The sequence below is a fragment of the Ruegeria sp. CL6 genome (assembly GCF_056536465.1).
This window is the reverse complement of record NZ_JBQFPR010000001.1, coordinates 801,066-819,069: the sequence shown is the minus strand read 5'-3', so window position 1 is coordinate 819,069 and position 18,004 is coordinate 801,066. Positions and strand designations below refer to the sequence as shown.

Below are 18,004 nucleotides of genomic sequence, written 5' to 3'. Positions count from 1 at the left end.
TCAGACAGGTTGCAAAACGAAATGAGCGGTCAGGGTCGTGTCTTTCGCGCTCGCCATGACAGGGCGCAGAAATACTGTCTCAAAGTCACCGCTGTCGTAGGCCAGATGACCGTGGGGTTGTCCAAAAGCCGGTACAATCTGGGGCATTTCCAGTCGGAATACCCCATTCGCATCGGTCACGGTCGCGCCGTGACTTTGGGGGTCGCGCTCGTGCCCCTCGGTCGTGTGAGCCCAGATTTGAATGCGCTGGCCGGGCAGGGGGGCACCATCCCCGGCGCGTCGCACCGTGCCGGTCATCCAGAAGCCACCGCCTCCGATCTGCTTTACGATGGGCGCGCCGGGGCGATAATTGTTGGCACCTCCCCGCATCGATGGGGTGGGTGCAAGACCTTTGGCCAGCGCAGGTAAGAGCAGGCCCGACGCAAGGACAGCTCCGCCAGCGGCAATCAGAGAACGTCGAGAAATTGAAACACCGGTCATGCGAACCTCGTATTCAAAAACAAGTCACCCGCCCGGGCTATGTCGGGCATGTCTGGGCTAGAAGAATAGCACGATTGCCGCACATTCCGAGGCTGAGGCGGGAAATGTGAATTCCTTTGACCGCCTGCCTCTTGGGGTGCAATCTTTTCAGGGTCCGATCTTTGCTCGAAAGACGTGCCGTATGACCCAGACAGATCGTGTTACAGACGATGAGATCGCCGCGTTTCAGCGGGACGGAGCAGTGATGTTGCGGTCAAAGTTTTCGACTAGGTGGCTGGATACCTTGCGCGATGGTATCGACGCAGACCTCGCCAATCCCACTGGAAATTTCGCGCGTCACACTAAAGATCCCGACGCCCCTGCCTATTTCGAGGACTACTGGGCTTGGAACAAATTTCCCCAATTCTCGGATTTCGTCCATAACTCGCCTTGCGCTCCGCTGGCGGCGCAGTTGCTAGGCGCGCCTTCGATCAATCTGGTTATGGACAATTGGTTTCTGCGTGAAGCTGGATCAACCTCTCGCCCTCCGTTTCACCAAGATCTGTCCTACTTCGATTTTGAAGGCACGATGTGCGTGCTGTGGCTGCCGCTGGAACCGGTAGACAAGGCGAATGGGATAGCCTTCGTCAAAGGTTCGCACCTGTGGGACAAGCTGTTTATGCGGGTCCGATTTGCCGACGGGCACCCAAGCTATGAGCCGACCGAGGTTGCCGGTCGCACCTACCACCCGCCTCCTGATGTAAATGCGGACCCGGATGCGTATGACCTGCTGCAATGGGATATGGAGCCGGGCGACTGTATCTTCTTTGATATGCGCACTTTGCATGGCGGGTTGTCCTCGGTCACGCCGACCGAAACCGTTCGTCGCTTCACCCTCCGCATGACCGCGCCAGACGGCGTGATACGGTATCGAGGGGATTGGGCCAAGGGTGAACGCGCACAGTTCGAGGCAGCAGGTTATCGCGAGGGCGACAGTATTGACGGAGCTTTTTTCCCGCAACTATGGCCGCGTGAGGCGTTATGAGATAACATAACGATATGTTCTGCACGTTTCATGTGCACTTGCGCGGATTACATTGGTAAAATCCACCCTATATTTGCATTTGTGAACGATAGACCCTTGGCCGCAGGAGAAGCAGGAATGAGTTGGAACCCCACCCATAGCCCCGAATGTGTTTCCGAAAATCCAGCGCTTGAGACATTGATTATCCCGCGCGCTCGAGATTTGGGCGGGTTCGAGGTGCGCCGTGCTCTGCCATCGGTCAAGCGGCAACTGGTTGGTCCTTTCATCTTTTTCGATCAAATGGGTCCAGCCGAATTTATCACCGATGGTGGTATTGATGTCCGTCCGCATCCGCATATCGGCTTGGGCACGGTAACCTATCTGTATCAGGGAGAGTTCGAGCACCGCGACAGTCTCGGCACACATTTGATGATCTACCCCGGTGAGGTCAACTGGATGGTGGCAGGCCGAGGTGTGACTCATTCGGAACGGACCAGCGAGGAAACGCGGGGCAAGAAACACAGCCTGTTCGGTATTCAGACCTGGATTGCCCTGCCGGAAGCGCATGAGGATATGGCACCGGATTTTGAACACCACAAACAGGGGGCTCTCCCTCACATCGAAGACAATGGGGTCAGTGCGCGGTTGATTCTTGGCTCGGCCTATGGGGAAACCAGCCCTGTTACGATGATGTCGGAAACCTTCTATCTGGATGTTCAGTTAGACCCGGGCGCATCTTTCCCGTTGCCCGACGATCATGAGGATCGCGGCGTCTACGTCACCCAGGGAACAGTCGAGATCGCGGGGGATACGTTCGAGGAAGGCCGCATGATGGTCTTCCGCGCCGGCGATCACCTGTCGGCAAAGGCCGGGCCGCTGGGGGCGCGTTTAATGCTTTTGGGTGGTGCAACGATGAACGAGGATCGCTATATCTGGTGGAATTTCGTGTCGTCGTCCAAGGAAAAGATCGAAGCGGCCAGCCGGGAATGGAAAGCCGCAGACTGGGCAAACGGGGCGTTTCAGTTGCCGCCCGGAGACGATCAGGAGTTCATTCCAATCTCTGAGGAGCTGGATCGCACCCGCCCCCGGCTTGCGCGTTGACCAAGCGTTAGGGGGTCTTGCCCGTGTCGCAATTCCCAGCGATCCTTGCGGCCAACGGAGGATATCATGAAAATCGTGATTGCTGGGGCTGGCAGCATTGGGTGCTATTGCGGGGCGTTGCTGGCCTATGCCGGGCATGACGTTACACTGTTGGGCCGCACGCGTATTCTTGATCCGATCCGATCTGGGGGGCTTACCGTTACTGACTATTCGGGCATGCAGCGCACTATAGCAGCAGCGGATTTGGAGCTGACCCAGGACGCCAGCAGGATGGGCTGTGCAGAGCTGGTGATTGTGACGGTAAAAACCGGGGCAACGGCGGGAATGGCGGCCCAAATTGCGCAGTTTACACCGAAATCTGCACCGGTCCTGTCTTGGCAAAATGGGTTGGAGAACGTCCGCATTCTGCGCGCTGCCCTGCCGGACCACGATGTCCGGGCGGGCATGGTTCCATTCAACGTCGTGCCGTCCGGTCCCGGCCGTTTCCACCGTGCGACATCGGGAGAGATCATTGTCCAAAGCGGCCCGGGTGAACTGGGGCGCGTGCTGAGCAGTACTGATCTGCCGGTTGTGGAGAGTGACGACATAGACTCCGTCCAGTGGGGCAAATTGGTCATCAACCTCAATAACGCGCTGAATGCTCTGTCGGGGCTAACATTGAAACAGCAACTCCTTGACCGAAGCTGGCGTCGCTTGATGGCGGATCAAATGGATGAGGCGCTGGCCGTTCTGAAGGCCGCCGAACATCCGGTCGCCTCGACCACGCCTCTGCCCGCGTGGATAACCCCGCATATCCTGCGCTTGCCGACACCGCTGTTTTCGAGGATCGCGGCGCGGATGATACAGATCGACCCTTCGGCACGTACATCCATGGCCTATGATGTTCAGGCGGGTCGCGAAACTGAAATTGACAGTTTGCAGGGTGAGATCATCCGGCTGGGCGAAAAAAGCGGCGTTCAAACACCGATCTGCCAACGGGTGCGCACGCTGATCGAACAGGGCCGGTCAGACGCACTGCGCCCTGAACAGATTACACGCTAGTGCCCTATAGAAACGCTGTCAGGATCCAGAAAATCAAGGCGGACATGGTCGCGGCTGCAGGTACGGTGATAACCCAGGCGGCCACGATCGTCATGAAGTGCGAACGGCGGACCAATTTGCGCCGCTTGCGTTCCTCACGCGCCAGGCGCCGCTCGGGAGGACGATTGTGGTTCGAGTTTTTCCACCGGCGGTCCGAGTGCCATTCGCGGTAGAATCCAACTCCAAACACCGCTCCTACCGCGATATGAGTTGAGCTGACCGGCAGGCCCAGCCAACTTGCCACAATCACTGTGATCGCGGCCGACAATGCCACGCAGAAGGCGCGCATCGGGTTCAGCTTGGTGATCTGGCTTCCCACCATTCGGATCAGCTTGGGCCCGAACAAGAAAAGGCCGAAAGAGATGCCAAATGCGCCAATCACCATCACCCAGGTTGGGATCGCAACCTTCGAGGCAAAATCGCCGAATTCAGCGGCGTGCACAATCGCTGCCAGCGGACCCACGGCATTGGCGACGTCGTTCGCGCCGTGGGCAAAGCTGAGGAAAGTGGCAGAGATGACAAGAGGCAGGCCGAACAGCGTTTTCAGAGATTTTGTGCGGTTCTCCAGCCCCTCGGATTTGCGGCGGACCCACGGAACGGTGACGGACCACGCCAGAAGACCGGCGGCCAAGCCAATCAGCAGGGCCATTTCCAGATCGATCTTAACGATCCTTTTAAGCCCTTTGACCGACAGATAGGTGGCAAACGCGCCAGCCATCACTGCAACAAGAATAGGAACCCAGCGCCGCGCGGCTGCGATCTTGTCGTCCTGATATTGGATTTTAGCCTTAATCAGCGCCAGAAACCCGGCTGCAATGACACCGCCCAATACCGGCGATATCACCCAGCTTGCGGCGATGGCGCTCATCGTGCCCCAACTTACCGCGCTCAGCCCGGCTGCTGCGATGCCAGCGCCCATCACGCCGCCCACGACCGAATGGGTGGTGGATACCGGCGCGCCGACCCAGGTTGCCAGATTGACCCACATTGCAGAGGAAATCAGCGCTGCCATCATAGCCCAGATGAACACGTTGCTGTTCTCAACCGATGCCGGGTCGATGATCCCTTTGGAGATCGTTGAGACCACATCTCCGCCTGCCAGCAACGCGCCTGCGCTTTCGGCAATGGCCGCGATGACGATCGCGCCGCCCATTGTCAGCGCGTTTGCACCTACGGCCGGACCCATGTTGTTGGCAACGTCGTTGGCGCCGATATTGATCGCCATATACGCCCCGAACGCCGCCGCCGCGACAACAATCAGACCGCCATCAGCGCGCCCGAATAGAATTGCAGCCGAGAGGCCCGCCAGGGCAATAAAAGCCAGCGCGATACCCGGAGCAAGCAAAGGGCGCGCAACATGAACATTTGCGCTTTCGACACGTGAAATGCGGTGCAGATCGCTGTCCAGTGCCTGCCAGCGGGTTTTGGTGTTCGAGTTTGACATGGGGTTTCATCGGGTTTCTGTGTTCGACGCAGGCCGCTAAACGGTTTTACCTCTGCAAGCAACCGGTCTGTCATCAAATAGCTGCGATTTTGTTACATTTGACGCAGCAGTTCGCTTAGTTCGGGTTCCCAGACGCGTTCGGCCGCCGTCAAAGGTGAAACCCATTCCCGTTGGCGCTGCCCTGCTTCGGGGAAGTCGTCTGCCAGCTCTCGTACCTCAACCCGGTACACATTGGTCAAAACCGGCTGAGCGGATCCATCTTTGAGGATTTTGTCGTAAGTGTATTGGCCTATCGGGTCTTTCCCAAGCCTTTGAGGGTGTACCCCGGCCTCTTCCCAGGCTTCTTGCCGTGCGGTTTCAGGCCCGTCCAGCCCATCTATCGGCCAACCTTTAGGGATGACCCAACGACCAGTATCCCGGCTGGTGATCAGCAAAACCTCTGGCCCGTCATAGGCATCCCGGACGCACAAAGCTGCAAACTGCACCCGGCGGGGGCGCAGGAACAAAGGTCTGGCGACCTCCTCCCAGATATTTCGCAGCCATTTTGTCAAATCAGGGTCACTTACACGAGTCAACCGTGGAAACGCGTGTGACATAACAACGAAATGCAATATCTTCAATGCACCTATCATTGTTGCGCGGAACCACGCGCCAACCCGCCATCAGGCAAAGATGATATTCGATGGTAATAGTTAAAGAATCGCAACGCGCACCCTAGCTGCGCCGTTTGGCCCGTAAGGTTGGGTCGGCCTGGGTGGGATCTTCGGGCCAGGGGTGCTTTGGGTATTGCGCGCGCATATCCTTGCGAACATCGGCGTAGGATCCGGCCCAGAACCCCGGCAAGTCACGGGTGATTTGGATTGGTCGTCGGGCTGGCGAAAGCAAGGTGATCTTCAAAGCCTCACCACCGACAACCGGATGACGCGTGACGCCAAACAGTTCTTGTAAGCGTACCGATATTTCGGGCACCGCGCCGCCATAGTCGATGGGAACCTTGCGCCCGAGTGGTGTTTCAAAAGACCCGGGCGCGCGGCGATCCAGTTCCTGCGTCTGCCCCCAGTCCAGACGAGAGCGAAGCGCGGGCAGCAGGTCGAACCGTTTCCAATCTTCAGCATTGCGCACCCCCCCGAGCATGGGCAGCAGCCAGTCTTCCACCGTGTCCATCAGCCCCTGGGCGGAGAAGTCCGGCAGGTCGACGCCTTCGGCCCTTACCAGTTCCACACGCGCTGCAAGACGCGCGGCGGCCCCGTTCAGGACCAACCCGAGGTCTCGCACGCCGTCCAGCATGGCTTGGGCGACGGCATCGCTTGGGACGTCTTTCCATATCCGGTCATCCAGAGTGATTGCGCCAAACCGCTCTTGCCGCCGAGCGATGACGCGCCGGTCGCGTTTCGACCATTCACACGCTTCGACCCAGTCGATCTGATCTGCAAACAAGTCGCGGATTTCCCGCTCGGAAATCTGGGCGGCCATGCGCACGCGTGCTTCGCGCGGGTTTCCATCGGTGTCGGTGACCACAAGGTAGGGGGCCGCTGCCAGCGTATCCTCGCTGTCCAGCACAACACCTTTGCCACCGGACAGAACATAGCGTGGCACGTCGCCCTTGCGTCGCTGTCCGATCCTGTCGGGATAAGCAAGCGCGGCCATGGATGCCGGGCTTAGGTCTGAGCGACTGCCCCGGTTGCGCAGTCGCTTGGCCTCGGCCCTGATCCGGTCTGCCGCGCCTGTGTTCACCTGCCACACCCGACTGCGCTGAAAGGCCCGCGTGTCCCGCAACGCCTCAAGCCGCAGCAGAATATCCGCCGGAGCCCCTTTGAGCGGGTCCCGTTCTGCCATCAGCGCCGCCAGAACTGCCGCATCGGGTCCGGCCTGCACCAGCATGTGTCCAAGGCGCGGATGCAAGGGCAGTGCCGCTAATGCCCGTCCGTGATCGGTGATCCGGCCCTTGCCGTCGAGCGCACCCAGCATTTGCAGCAAGTTGCGTGCCTCGGCCATCGTGCCGTCTGGCGGAGGGGTCAGAAAGGCCAGATCACCGGGGTCGGCGCCCCACAGGGCCAATTCCAAGGCCAGTCCGGTCAGGTCGGCGGCTTCGATCTCGGCTGGGGGGTAGGCGGCCAGCGCGCCTTCTTCCCCCTTGGACCACAGTCGATAACAAACGCCTTCAGCCACCCGCCCGGCGCGGCCCGCGCGTTGTGTCGCTTCGGCGCGAGTGACGCGTTCCGTCACAAGGCGGGACATGCCCGAGCCCGGATCAAACCTTGCCCGCCGCGCCTGTCCCATATCCACGACCACCCGAATATCGGGGATGGTTAGCGAGGTTTCGGCTATCGACGTGGCCAATACCACTTTGCGGCCGCTATCAGTCGGAGCGATCGCCTTGCGTTGCTCTGCGAAAGGCATTGAGCCAATAAGCGGCCTTATCTCGCAGTTTTGGGGCAAGCGCCGGGTCAACGCCGCCTCAGCGCGGCGGATTTCACCTTCGCCGGGCAGGAACACCAGCATTCCCCCTTTGGTTTCCCGCTCGGCCTGAACGACCAGATCGACCAAGGCGTCCAGCCGTCGTGCCTGTGTCCCCATCGGCTGGTCAAGCCAGCGCGTTTCCACCGGAAAGCTGCGGCCTTCGGACGTGACCAACGGGGCGTCCATCAGGCGTCCAACCGGTTCGGCATCCAATGTGGCGGACATAGCCAGAAGGATCAGGTCATCCCTAAGCGCCCCCGTGACTTCAAGGCATAGGGCAAGTCCGAAATCCGCGTTCAGGGACCTCTCGTGAAATTCATCGAAGATAACCGCGCCCACACCCGGAAGATCGGGTTCGGATTGCAACATGCGCGTCAGAATCCCTTCGGTCACGACCTCAATCCGAGTGGTCTTGGATACTTTTGTCTCGCCACGCACGCGGTATCCGACTGTTTCGCCAGCGCGCTGGCCAAGCGTTTCGGCCATGCGTTCAGCCGCTGCGCGTGCGGCCAGTCTGCGTGGCTCGAGCATAACAATCCGACCGTCACATAGCCCGGCATCCAGTATCGCCAACGGCACCCGCGTCGTCTTGCCCGCACCCGGCGGCGCCTGCAACACGGCGCGACCAGAGGCTTTCAAGGCTTCGATAAGATCGGGAATGGCGTCGTCGATGGGCAGGCGTGTCATGGTGGCTTTATCCGCGAATGGTCCGGCAACGTCCAGTTCCCCTGTCGGCACATGGTCGGAGTTTCGCGTCGGCAGGTTTGTCGCTGCACCGCGGACGTCCAACAGAGGACCGGCGGCAACACCCCGGCGCGAATAGCAGGCGGTGGGCGCATTTCGCCCGCTCTATGGTCTGGACAAACCCCCTATTGGGGCGGCAAGTAGACCTGCCGCAAAGGATCGGGGTCAAAATGGAAATAGACGGCCTGGCAGACAGGATATTGAACGGGGACCGGCGTGCTTTGGCCCGTGCCATTACGCTGGTTGAAAGTGGCCGCGCCGATCACCGGGCGCAGGCGACAGAGTTGCTGGCTCAGTTGGCCGGGTCAGAACGGCAGGCGCTGCGGATCGGACTGTCAGGGACACCGGGGGTGGGCAAATCCACCTTTATCGAGAGCTTTGGCATGATGCTGATCAGCCAGGGGCTTCGCGTGGCGGTTCTGGCTGTTGATCCCAGCTCTGCCCGCTCGGGCGGTTCAATTTTGGGCGACAAGACCCGAATGGAACGGCTGAGCCGCGAGCGCGCCGCCTTTATCCGCCCGTCGCCCAGTCAGTCTCATCTAGGTGGTGTTGCGCGCCGCACACGAGAGGCGATCGCATTGTGCGAAGCGGCCGGGTTTGACGTTGTGCTGATCGAAACCGTGGGCGTTGGGCAATCGGAAACCGTTGTGTCCGAACTGTCCGACCTGTTCCTGCTACTGCTTGCGCCTGCGGGTGGGGATGAGTTGCAGGGCGTCAAGCGCGGTATCATGGAAATGGCGGATATGATCCTGGTGAACAAGGCGGATGGCGACCTCAAGGCCACGGCCACCCGCACCTGTGCCGACTACGCCGGTGCCTTGCGCCTGCTGCGCAAACGCCCACAGGACCCAGAAGGGTTTCCCAAGGCCATGACAGTATCTGCGGTCGAGGAACATGGGCTAGAGGACGCCTGGTCCGAAATTCAATCTCTGACCCTATGGCGTCGCGACTCGGGTCATTGGGAGAGGAACCGGGCGGTGCAGGCGCAGTATTGGTTCGAGCAGGAAGTGCGCTCGGCGCTTCTGTCGCGGCTGTCAACTGCGCAGGCACGCGCCGAGATGGAGCGCCTGAGCGTCGAAGTTTCGCAAGGCCGCATGAGCCCCGCGGCGGCGGCGGAACAGATGTTGATAACCCTGACTTGAAGGGGTGACAGGTAAAGTCAAAGAATTCTGCTGGCCCGTCTTGACCCTTCCGGCGATTCCCACTACACGCATCCAACCAGTTTTCGGGCGCGACTTCGGGTTGCGCCCCTTGTGATTTGGCCGAGGGCGGTATGCCCGGCCTCCAGAAACAAAGGAAGAAACCATGTCGCGCCGTTGCGAACTGACCGGAAAAGGCCCGATGACTGGCAACAATGTCAGCCACGCCAAAAACAGAACTCGTCGTCGTTTTCTGCCCAACCTGAACGACGTTACCCTGCAGTCCGAGACTCTGGGCCGTGGCGTCAAGCTGCGCATTTCGGCTGCCGCTCTGCGCTCGGTTGACCACCGCGGTGGTCTGGACGCGTTCCTGGCAAAAGCCAAGGACGAAGAACTGTCCGCGAACGCACTGAAAGTGAAAAAGGAAATCACCAAGGCGCAAGCTTCGGCCTAATCCTTTTTGACTGCGAATTTTTTGACCCTGGACCCAAGTGGTGCAGGGTCTTTTCTTTTGTGTGGGCTAAGGATGTTCGCGGTTTTGGCGCAATCGACCCGTGTAGCGTAACTTTGTTCACATACACCGGACTCTGAGAGGAATATGTTTAGGCATATTTTTTTGGCGGAGTTTGCCCTCATGTCTTTCAAATCTTTCGATTCTTTCTCAGTGTTGGCCGCATTTTTCGGCAAGACCTTTGGGACATGCTTTCGGATGCAACGTCAAGTGAACCGGCTGCATACAAGTCTGACCAAAGGTTCAGTCAAACGACCGGAATTGGACAGCTGACACTTTCCTCTGACCCCCAGGCTTCAAGCGCCTGAATGCGCTTGAAGCCGGAATTGTCTCTGGCCTATACCTTGGGCAGAATGAAATCCGCTCTGAATAGAATTCTGCCCTTTGCTCTTTCGCTGCTCGTTATTCTGACGGGGCAGGGTTTTGCCGCTTCTCGCGGGATGGACGTTGCGGTCGGGCACATGGTGCTATGCACCGGGAACGGCCCAGTGGTTGTCTATGTCGATGCCGAGGGGCAACCGACGCAGGCACCGCATTTCTGTCCCGACTACGCTTTGACGGTGCTGGGTGCTGTTTCTTTGGCAGAAGCGGCGCTTCCAGACGCGCCCAAGCAACCCCTGCCGACGTTGAAACGTGATTTGGGCGATCTCACCATTCCGGTGGTTGCGTCCCAACCAGCTCGCGCGCCTCCTTTTTGGGCTTGATGCGGTTTTCCAACTAATCAAGAACTCAAATCAGGAGAGGCTTTATGTCCTTCACTTTCAAAATGCTGGCCACCGTTGCCGCTGCAACCCTGACAACCGCTGCCTGGGCGCAGGATAGCATCACCGTCGAGGACGCCTATGCGCGCTCCTCGGGGAAATCTGCAAAGGCGGGAGCCGCATTCATGATGATTCAGAACGCGGGTGAGGCCGACGACCGGTTGATTGCGGCTGAATCGGATGTTGCGGCACGGGTCGAGTTGCACACGCATCAGGTTGACGCCAATGGTGTGGCCAAGATGATCCATGTTGAAGAAGGGTTCGTTATCCCGGCCGGTGAAGCTCATGTGCTGAAACGTGGCGGGGATCACGTCATGTTCATGGGGATTTCCGCCCCGTTTGAACATGGCGCAACCGTGCCGGTCACGCTGATCTTTGAAAAGGCTGGTGAGATCGAGGTCGACATCCCGGTTGATCTAGAGCGCAAAGGCGACCACGGGTCACACAACAACTAAAGTTACGCCTGTCTTCGGGCCGCGATGCGGCCGTCATCCATGCGTCAGGCCGGGTAAACCCCGGCCTGTTTGCGTTGCGCCTCAGCGGTTCACGACCCGCATTGCGATGCGATCATGGGCGCGTTTGAAGCGTGCGGTGAGAAAGAACATAACGACCGAGAAGGCCAGCGCCGAAAACGCGATTGCCCAACCCAGCGCGACCATCCCGCTGCCGGGCCAGAACAGCAGCACCAGTCCGATGACCAGCGCCACAATCCCCGAGTTGCGCACTGTGGCTGCGTCCGGGTTCTGGTCGGGCATCTGACGCCAGGCCATCAGCGAGCCCACCCCTACGATCAACGCCCATGCGCCCAGCAGGAAGAAGGTCAGGCGTGCGACTCCCTCGGGCCAGATCAGCAGAATGAGGCCGATCAGGAGGGCGCCAATCCCGACGCCCCCGACCAGGCCGCGCCGCCCGAAGCCCAGCAAGGTCAGGCCGCCGTCGAAGACCAGCAATAGCCCAACCAGCCTGAGCAAAAGGGCGATGCTGCCCGTCGGCCAGAACAGCGCCGCGATACCCAATACTCCGGCCAGAATGCCGCGCAGCAGGAAGGTCCACCACAGGTCTGCCAGTTGATCGCCAAGCGCGTCGCGGCCATCCGGTCCTTGATCGTCCAGAATTTCGCCTTGTTGGGTATTGGGATCGGTCATGAGAGCCCTTTCGAGAATGGTTACACCTTAAATGATAACGATAATTCGGGCTTCTGTCTGCCGGTTATCGCCGCCCCAGCAGTTCGTCCACCCATCGCGGCACGGTTTCTGATGCCGGGCCAAGGATCACATCATCGAAGCTGGATGCGCCGGTCGAGGGCTCAAGGTTAAGCTCAACGGTGCGGGCGCCGGATATGGCGGCTTCGTGTACGAATGCGGCTGCGGGGTAGACCTGGCCCGATGTCCCAATGGATGCAAAGATCGCAGCCCCGGCCAGGTGATCGTAAATCGTGTCCATGTGATAGGGCATCTCGCCGAACCATACCACGTCCGGCCGTGCGGTGGGTGCAGCGCAGGCGGGGCAGGGTTCGCCCACTGACATTTCTGGCGGCGCAGTCCAGCGATGGCCGCACGCAGCACAGAGCGCGCCTGCAAGTATACCGTGCATGTGGATTACATCTTGGGCTCCACCCGCCTCGTGCAGGCTGTCGACGTTCTGGGTCACGATCACAACCTCGCCGGGCCAGTCTTGCTGAAGGCGTGCAAGCGCACGGTGGGCTGGGTTGGGTTCAGCCTTAGCCGCCTGCACGCGTCGGGCATTGTAAAACCCCTGCACCAGAGCGGGATCGCGGGCAAACCCTTCGGGTGTCGCCACATCTTCGATCCGGTGCTGCGACCACAAGCCCCCTTCGTCACGGAACGTGCCCAACCCACTTTCTGCAGAAATCCCGGCCCCAGTCAGAATGACAATCTTTTCCATCTTTGCCCTTCGCGCTACACCTTGGCTCATGACCCACCGTATCCTGTTTGTCTGCCTGGGCAATATCTGCCGTTCCCCTGCCGCCGAAGGCATTTTTCGGGCGCGCGCGCCGGACCATGCCAGCGACAGTGCGGGGACGGCTGGTTGGCATGTGGGCAATCCACCTTACGGCCCGATGCAAGAGGCGGCCCATGCGCGTGGGGTCGCGCTAGGCGATCTGCGTGCCCGCCAGTTTGCGGCCGAGGATTTCAACAGGTTCGACCTGATTATCGGTATGGACGCGAATAACATTTCGGATATCGAGGGCCTGCGCCCAGCGGGAAATGAAACCCCCGTGCGCCTGCTAACCGATTTCGCACCCCAGCTGGGGGCCGATCATGTGCCCGACCCGTACTACACCCGCGATTTCGATGGCGCATTGGATTTGATTGAGGACGCGGTTGACGGCTTGACTGACTATCTGAGACGTTAACCCATGACCTTCAGTCGGTCGCTGAGCCATGGCAGTTGCTCTAGGGTTGGATCGACGATCTGAGTGCGCATAAGGCGGCGCATCATGCCTGCGACCTCTTGCGGAACCTGATCGGACCAGTCGGTGCGGGTGAACAGCGAGATCATGCGGGCGTAATCTCCGAACGGTGCCGGGTGCGCCTCGAGCCCGTCGTGGAAACGTGCTGCACGCATGTACCCCAGCGGAGTTGTTATCGCCCAGCCCAGCCCACGCGCGACCATCGCCATCAGTGCAAGGTGGGATCCGATTTCAAATCGTTCCTCAAATTCAAGCTGTTGTCGGGATAGGTGCGCCTCGATCTGACGGCTAATTAGCTGTTCGCGCGCATAGCGCAAAAAGGGCAACTCCTGCATCGCGTTCGCGGCCCCTTTGGGTGTTACCAGAATGAATGGGTCCTGAACCAATGGGTATTCGACTACCCCCTCAAGCACCTCGCCGGAATGTGCGGATACTGCCATGTGCAGGCGTTGGGCTTCGAGGTCCGCGAACAGATCAAGGCTGGGCAGCGTGATCAGCTTGAATTTTGACCGGGTCAGGCTGTCGGCCAGCAACGTGGCCAGCCGCGGCGTCAGGTCATTGTCGAAATCGTCGATCAGCCCAATGGACAGCGTGGTCAGATGGCCAAGGTCCATCACCGTCAGTTCGCTCTGGGCCATTTGAAGTTCGGCCAGAATCGCCTCGGTCCGGGTCAGGAAACTGCGCCCGGCCTGCGTCAGCCGCATGGGGCGGCGTCCATGGTCCACTAACTCAGTGCCCAAGGCATTTTCGAGATTGCGCAATTGTTGCGAGACAGATGGCTGGCTGAGCCCTGTGATCTCGGCTGCCTGAGCCACCGACCCTGTCCGCGCCAATGCCTCGAATACTTCGAGGCCGCGCAGGGTAAGCCCTTTCATAACCATGCAACGCACCTTTCGCTGCGCCATTTCTGGGGCGCAGGGCGGGTTAGGTCAAGGATTCCAGGCGTGCTAGCTGCAAATAGCCTGCGCCATTTGACCGAATGCCCGGTATCTGTCCCACAGAGCATCATCGCGCTCTGTTTGAGACATTTTCAACTCTTGCGCTTGGTGGGGGTCGGTGAACCACTTGGCGACGGTTTTCTGGTCGCTGCGCGTGAGGGCCTGATTTGCCACGCGTTGAATGCAGCTACACCGATCGCGGGTCGCGGCATCCCGGTCGGATGCCAGACACGCCTTTTTGATCTGAGCTGCATCTGCCCCGGTTGGAACTGCCATTGAAACCGCCGTGGCGCATAGTGCTGTCAAGATGAACTGTTTCATGCTCGAGCCTCGTTTTTGCCTGACCGGAGAGATCTGCCGCCTCTCTCGGCTTGTGCGTGAGTATGAATCAAACCGGACTCGGGATCAATCTCACGATGCAGAAATGTGATTTCTTTTATTATGGCGAAAAGAATGGCTAAAATGGGGCTAAACACGGCTGCGTGTGACCCAACGGCTTGCGCCAAGGAAATAAGGATCGCAGACCGCTTTGTCCCACCTTGACCAGCGCCCGTTTTCAAACCATATCCCGACGCTATGACAGACCTCGCTCATATCCGCAATTTCTCCATCGTCGCGCATATCGACCATGGCAAATCCACCCTTGCTGACCGGCTCATTCAAGAGACCGGAACGGTCAAGGATCGCGACATGAAAGAACAGCTGCTCGACAGCATGGATATCGAGCGTGAACGCGGCATCACCATCAAGGCCAACACGGTCCGTATCGACTATACCGCCGACAATGGCGAGAAATACGTCCTGAACCTGATCGACACCCCCGGCCACGTGGACTTTGCCTATGAGGTCAGCCGGTCCATGCGCGCGGTCGAGGGGTCTTTGTTGGTTGTGGACAGCACCCAAGGGGTCGAGGCGCAGACACTGGCCAACGTCTATCAGGCCATCGACGCCGATCATGAGATCGTGCCGGTGCTGAACAAGATTGACCTGCCCGCGTCGGATTGTGACCGCGTGGCCGAACAGATCGAGGATGTGATCGGCATCGACGCGACCGACGCCATTCAAGTCAGCGCCAAGACGGGGCAGGGCATCCATGAGACGCTTGAGGCTATCGTCACCCATTTGCCCGCACCGCAGGGCAATCTGGACGCGCCGCTCAAGGCGATGCTGGTGGATTCGTGGTACGACGCCTATCTGGGCGTGATCGTTCTGGTCCGCATCATGGACGGCACCCTGAAAAAGGGCATGCGGGTCAAGTTCATGTCGAACGGTACCCTGCACCATGTGGACCGCGTCGGCGTCTTCCGCCCCGAGATGGAGATGGTGGACAGCCTCGGCCCCGGTGAGATCGGCTTTCTGACTGCATCCATCAAACAGGTCCGCGACACCCGTGTCGGCGACACGATCACCAATGACCGCAACGGGACCGAGGACGCCCTGCCGGGCTTCAAACCCGCGCAGCCGGTGGTGTTCTGTGGTCTGTTCCCAGTGGACTCGGCCGAATTTGAAGACCTGCGCGACGCGATCGAGAAACTGGCCCTGAACGACGCCTCGTTCAGCTTTGAGATGGAAACCTCGGCCGCGCTTGGCTTTGGCTTCCGCTGCGGTTTCCTGGGTCTTTTGCACCTTGAGGTCATCCGCGACCGGATCGAACGCGAATATGATATCGAGCTGATCACCACCGCGCCGTCGGTGATCTATCACGTCTTCATGAAAGACGGCGAGATGATCGAGCTGCACAACCCCGCCGACATGCCGGACCTGTCCAAAGTCGACCACCTTGAGGAGCCGCGCATCAAGGCGACCATTCTGGTGCCCGATGAATACCTCGGTGACGTGCTGAAACTGTGTCAGGACCGCCGGGGCATCCAGATGGACCTGACCTATGCGGGCAGCCGCGCCATGGTCGTCTATGACCTGCCGCTGAACGAGGTCGTCTTCGACTTCTACGACCGTCTGAAATCGGTAACCAAGGGCTATGCGTCCTTCGACTACCAGATGACCGGCTACCGCGAGGACGCGCTGGTCAAGATGTCGATCCTTGTGAATGACGAACCGGTCGATGCGCTGTCGACCATGGTTCACCGCGACCGGGCCGAGATGCGGGGCCGCGCGATGTGCGAAAAGCTCAAGGACCTGATCCCGCGCCACATGTTCAAAATCCCGATCCAGGCCGCCATCGGAGGCAAGGTCATCGCCCGCGAGACCCTGAGCGCCCTGCGCAAGGACGTCACCGCGAAATGCTACGGAGGCGACGCCACGCGGAAACGCAAACTGCTAGAGAAGCAGAAGGCCGGTAAGAAAAAGATGCGCCAGTTCGGGAAGGTCGACATCCCGCAGGAGGCGTTTATTTCGGCGTTGAAGATGGATAGTTGAGACTGTCCATTTTTAGTGACGGTGGGCGAAAGCGGTTCGCGCAGCCAACTCGGTGTTCACATGGTGGGAAAGGTAAGAAGCGGCCTCCAGGACTTTGAGTTTATTGTTCGTCTGTGTCTAAAGTAACTTGTCGAGATTTTACTTAAGGCATTGAAAGAATTTAGATTCACAGCTTTCTTGCTGGTGGTGTAGGATTTGATAATACTGTGTGTGTTGCGCGAGGAAAAAATGAACGAACGATATGTTACCGCCCCTCAACCCACACTTAAGAGAGTTGCTGATGTCGATGGGCCAGACTTCTATCCAACGCCGGATTGGGCGACTTTTGCTTTAATCGACAACGAGAAATTTGTTGGCGATATATGGGAATGCGCTTGTGGTGATGGCGCGATGAGCAGCGTTTTGGAAAAAACGGGCCAACGGGTCGAGAGCTCTGATCTCTTTGATCGTGGTTTCGGGGAAGTCGGCGTGGATTTCCGAAATACCACAAGAAAAGCACAGAATATTATTACCAACCCACCATTCAATGCGGCCGAAGAATTCGTGCACTCGGCGCTTGGGGCTGCCAAAGGGAAATTTGCTCTCCTTCTAAGATTGGCATTTTTGGAGGGTGCTAAGCGACAGCAGACAATATTTCAAAGTGCAGCGCCCAGTAAAGTATGGGTCTTTAGCGAGAGGATCACATTTTATCCCAAGGGTGCACAGCGTAAAGGCAGTGGAACCACTGCCTATGCTTGGTTTGTTTGGGACAAGGATCACGTCGGGAGCACTGAGTTGAAATGGTTGCCGACAGGTTACAAAAAGATGAAGATCACCTGAGATGGGCTGCGTGCCGGCGGCCTGTCTTCGTTAAGGTCCAGGACTCATTTTGCTTGTCGTAGTCTGCAATTCCACGAGCAACGAGCCCCGTACCTTGATTGCGATGACTTACCAGATTTCGGACCTTTTGAGAAAAATATGTATCGCTACGGTTCAAAGCGATGTCAGAGTCTCGTCCAGTTGGTGAGAGTCGTGTAGATAGTTTTTCGATTAGTTGCGGTGTTGTGAGTGTTTGCCCTCTGGCGTGCAGTAGCTCCTTGCAAGCCTCATCCCGAATTTTAGATTCTGTATATACCATTTTTTCTCCTTTTATTAGATGGTTGAATGAATATGGTTGCGGTGCCGAAAACTTCAATACATTCGTATGAAATTATATCTTCGCGACCCGCTCCCATGGGTCGGCACGGCCCTCTGTGCTACTGATCGACCGTCGAAATTGCACTCCAGCCAACCGCATTCCTGACCCAGATCAAGGACCACCCTTAGCCTCAGTTCTAACCTCCGCCAAAACACACAGAACACACGAGGCCGCTATGTCACCGCTGACGCTGATCCTTCACATCTTCCTTGGTTCTACCCTTGCCGGCTCCGCCGTGATTGCGGTTTTGGTTTTGGGCTTTGCCTCGTGGACGGCCATGTTGATCGCTGCGGTTGCGGGCTTTGTTGCGGCTTTCCCTGCCTCATACATGGTGGCGCGCAAGTTGGAGGGCTAAG

19 protein-coding genes are annotated in these 18,004 nt (G+C 58.7%); 11 read left to right on the top strand and 8 right to left on the bottom strand.

Features of this window, described 5'->3' with window-relative positions:
• Nucleotides 1-480, bottom strand: coding sequence for a peptidase associated/transthyretin-like domain-containing protein (locus ACR0LH_RS04105; protein ID WP_480719775.1), 480 nt, complete (start codon nt 478-480; stop codon nt 1-3).
• Between the two features lie 181 nt (nt 481-661).
• Between ACR0LH_RS04105 and ACR0LH_RS04100 the strand changes: the two genes are divergently transcribed.
• The 3 genes from ACR0LH_RS04100 to ACR0LH_RS04090 all read left to right on the top strand — a co-directional run bounded on the left by ACR0LH_RS04100 (nt 662) and on the right by ACR0LH_RS04090 (nt 3,625).
• Nucleotides 662-1,504, top strand: a complete 843-nt coding sequence (locus ACR0LH_RS04100) for a phytanoyl-CoA dioxygenase family protein (RefSeq protein WP_480719774.1) — start codon at nt 662-664, stop codon at nt 1,502-1,504.
• Between the two features lie 117 nt (nt 1,505-1,621).
• Entirely contained in the window at nt 1,622-2,584 is a 963-nt protein-coding gene (locus tag ACR0LH_RS04095; RefSeq protein ID WP_480719773.1) for a pirin family protein, read from the top strand.
• A gap of 66 nt (nt 2,585-2,650) precedes the next feature.
• Nucleotides 2,651-3,625: a 2-dehydropantoate 2-reductase gene (locus tag ACR0LH_RS04090; protein ID WP_480719772.1), complete on the top strand. Its 975-nt coding sequence runs from the start codon at nt 2,651-2,653 to the stop codon at nt 3,623-3,625.
• A gap of 4 nt (nt 3,626-3,629) precedes the next feature.
• Here the strand turns inward: ACR0LH_RS04090 and ACR0LH_RS04085 are convergent, their stop codons facing one another.
• The 3 genes from ACR0LH_RS04085 to hrpB all read right to left on the bottom strand — a co-directional run bounded on the left by ACR0LH_RS04085 (nt 3,630) and on the right by hrpB (nt 8,255).
• On the bottom strand, nt 3,630-5,108 hold the full coding sequence (locus ACR0LH_RS04085) for an inorganic phosphate transporter (RefSeq protein ID WP_170414433.1): 1,479 nt from the start codon (nt 5,106-5,108) through the stop codon (nt 3,630-3,632).
• Between the two features lie 92 nt (nt 5,109-5,200).
• A complete protein-coding gene (locus ACR0LH_RS04080) occupies nt 5,201-5,659 on the bottom strand; it encodes an NUDIX hydrolase (protein WP_170484627.1) in 459 nt (152 codons plus the stop codon).
• 163 nt (nt 5,660-5,822) lie between these two features.
• A complete protein-coding gene (gene hrpB, locus ACR0LH_RS04075; RefSeq protein ID WP_480719771.1) occupies nt 5,823-8,255 on the bottom strand; it encodes an ATP-dependent helicase HrpB in 2,433 nt (810 codons plus the stop codon).
• 227 nt (nt 8,256-8,482) lie between these two features.
• On the opposite strand from hrpB, the gene meaB reads away from it, so the two are divergent.
• The 4 genes from meaB (at nt 8,483) to ACR0LH_RS04055 (ending at nt 11,178) form a co-directional block, all read left to right on the top strand.
• On the top strand, nt 8,483-9,454 hold the full coding sequence (meaB, locus tag ACR0LH_RS04070; protein ID WP_480719770.1) for a methylmalonyl Co-A mutase-associated GTPase MeaB: 972 nt from the start codon (nt 8,483-8,485) through the stop codon (nt 9,452-9,454).
• A 163-nt stretch (nt 9,455-9,617) separates the two neighbouring features.
• Nucleotides 9,618-9,905, top strand: a complete 288-nt coding sequence (gene rpmB / locus ACR0LH_RS04065) for a 50S ribosomal protein L28 (protein ID WP_480719769.1) — start codon at nt 9,618-9,620, stop codon at nt 9,903-9,905.
• Between the two features lie 365 nt (nt 9,906-10,270).
• Nucleotides 10,271-10,666 (top strand): hypothetical protein, encoded by a 396-nt coding sequence (locus ACR0LH_RS04060; RefSeq protein WP_480719768.1) that lies wholly within the window; start codon nt 10,271-10,273, stop codon nt 10,664-10,666.
• Between the two features lie 44 nt (nt 10,667-10,710).
• Nucleotides 10,711-11,178 carry a copper chaperone PCu(A)C gene (locus ACR0LH_RS04055; protein WP_480719767.1) on the top strand — a complete coding sequence of 156 codons (468 nt, stop codon included), beginning with the start codon at nt 10,711-10,713 and terminating at the stop codon, nt 11,176-11,178.
• 81 nt (nt 11,179-11,259) lie between these two features.
• On the opposite strand, the gene ACR0LH_RS04050 is transcribed toward ACR0LH_RS04055, so the two are convergent.
• The gene (locus tag ACR0LH_RS04050; RefSeq protein ID WP_480719766.1) at nt 11,260-11,868 is read right to left on the bottom strand and encodes an HdeD family acid-resistance protein; all 609 of its coding nucleotides are present in this window, start codon (nt 11,866-11,868) and stop codon (nt 11,260-11,262) included.
• Between the two features lie 64 nt (nt 11,869-11,932).
• Nucleotides 11,933-12,628 carry an NAD-dependent deacylase gene (locus ACR0LH_RS04045; protein ID WP_480719765.1) on the bottom strand — a complete coding sequence of 232 codons (696 nt, stop codon included), beginning with the start codon at nt 12,626-12,628 and terminating at the stop codon, nt 11,933-11,935.
• 28 nt (nt 12,629-12,656) lie between these two features.
• On the opposite strand from ACR0LH_RS04045, the gene ACR0LH_RS04040 reads away from it, so the two are divergent.
• Nucleotides 12,657-13,100 carry a low molecular weight protein-tyrosine-phosphatase gene (locus ACR0LH_RS04040; protein ID WP_480719915.1) on the top strand — a complete coding sequence of 148 codons (444 nt, stop codon included), beginning with the start codon at nt 12,657-12,659 and terminating at the stop codon, nt 13,098-13,100.
• On the opposite strand, the gene ACR0LH_RS04035 is transcribed toward ACR0LH_RS04040, so the two are convergent.
• Both ACR0LH_RS04035 and ACR0LH_RS04030 read right to left on the bottom strand, forming a co-directional pair.
• Nucleotides 13,097-14,038, bottom strand: a complete 942-nt coding sequence (locus ACR0LH_RS04035; protein ID WP_480719764.1) for a LysR family transcriptional regulator — start codon at nt 14,036-14,038, stop codon at nt 13,097-13,099. The genes ACR0LH_RS04040 and ACR0LH_RS04035 overlap by 4 nt on opposite strands.
• A gap of 66 nt (nt 14,039-14,104) precedes the next feature.
• On the bottom strand, nt 14,105-14,416 hold the full coding sequence (locus tag ACR0LH_RS04030; protein WP_170552839.1) for a hypothetical protein: 312 nt from the start codon (nt 14,414-14,416) through the stop codon (nt 14,105-14,107).
• A gap of 255 nt (nt 14,417-14,671) precedes the next feature.
• On the opposite strand from ACR0LH_RS04030, the gene lepA reads away from it, so the two are divergent.
• The 3 genes from lepA (at nt 14,672) to ACR0LH_RS04015 (ending at nt 18,003) form a co-directional block, all read left to right on the top strand.
• A complete protein-coding gene (gene lepA / locus ACR0LH_RS04025) occupies nt 14,672-16,471 on the top strand; it encodes a translation elongation factor 4 (protein ID WP_170616727.1) in 1,800 nt (599 codons plus the stop codon).
• A gap of 228 nt (nt 16,472-16,699) precedes the next feature.
• Nucleotides 16,700-17,290: a hypothetical protein gene (locus ACR0LH_RS04020; protein ID WP_480719763.1), complete on the top strand. Its 591-nt coding sequence runs from the start codon at nt 16,700-16,702 to the stop codon at nt 17,288-17,290.
• A 533-nt stretch (nt 17,291-17,823) separates the two neighbouring features.
• The gene (locus ACR0LH_RS04015; RefSeq protein ID WP_170484645.1) at nt 17,824-18,003 is read left to right on the top strand and encodes a CTP synthetase; all 180 of its coding nucleotides are present in this window, start codon (nt 17,824-17,826) and stop codon (nt 18,001-18,003) included.
• Nucleotide 18,004 lies beyond the last annotated feature (1 nt).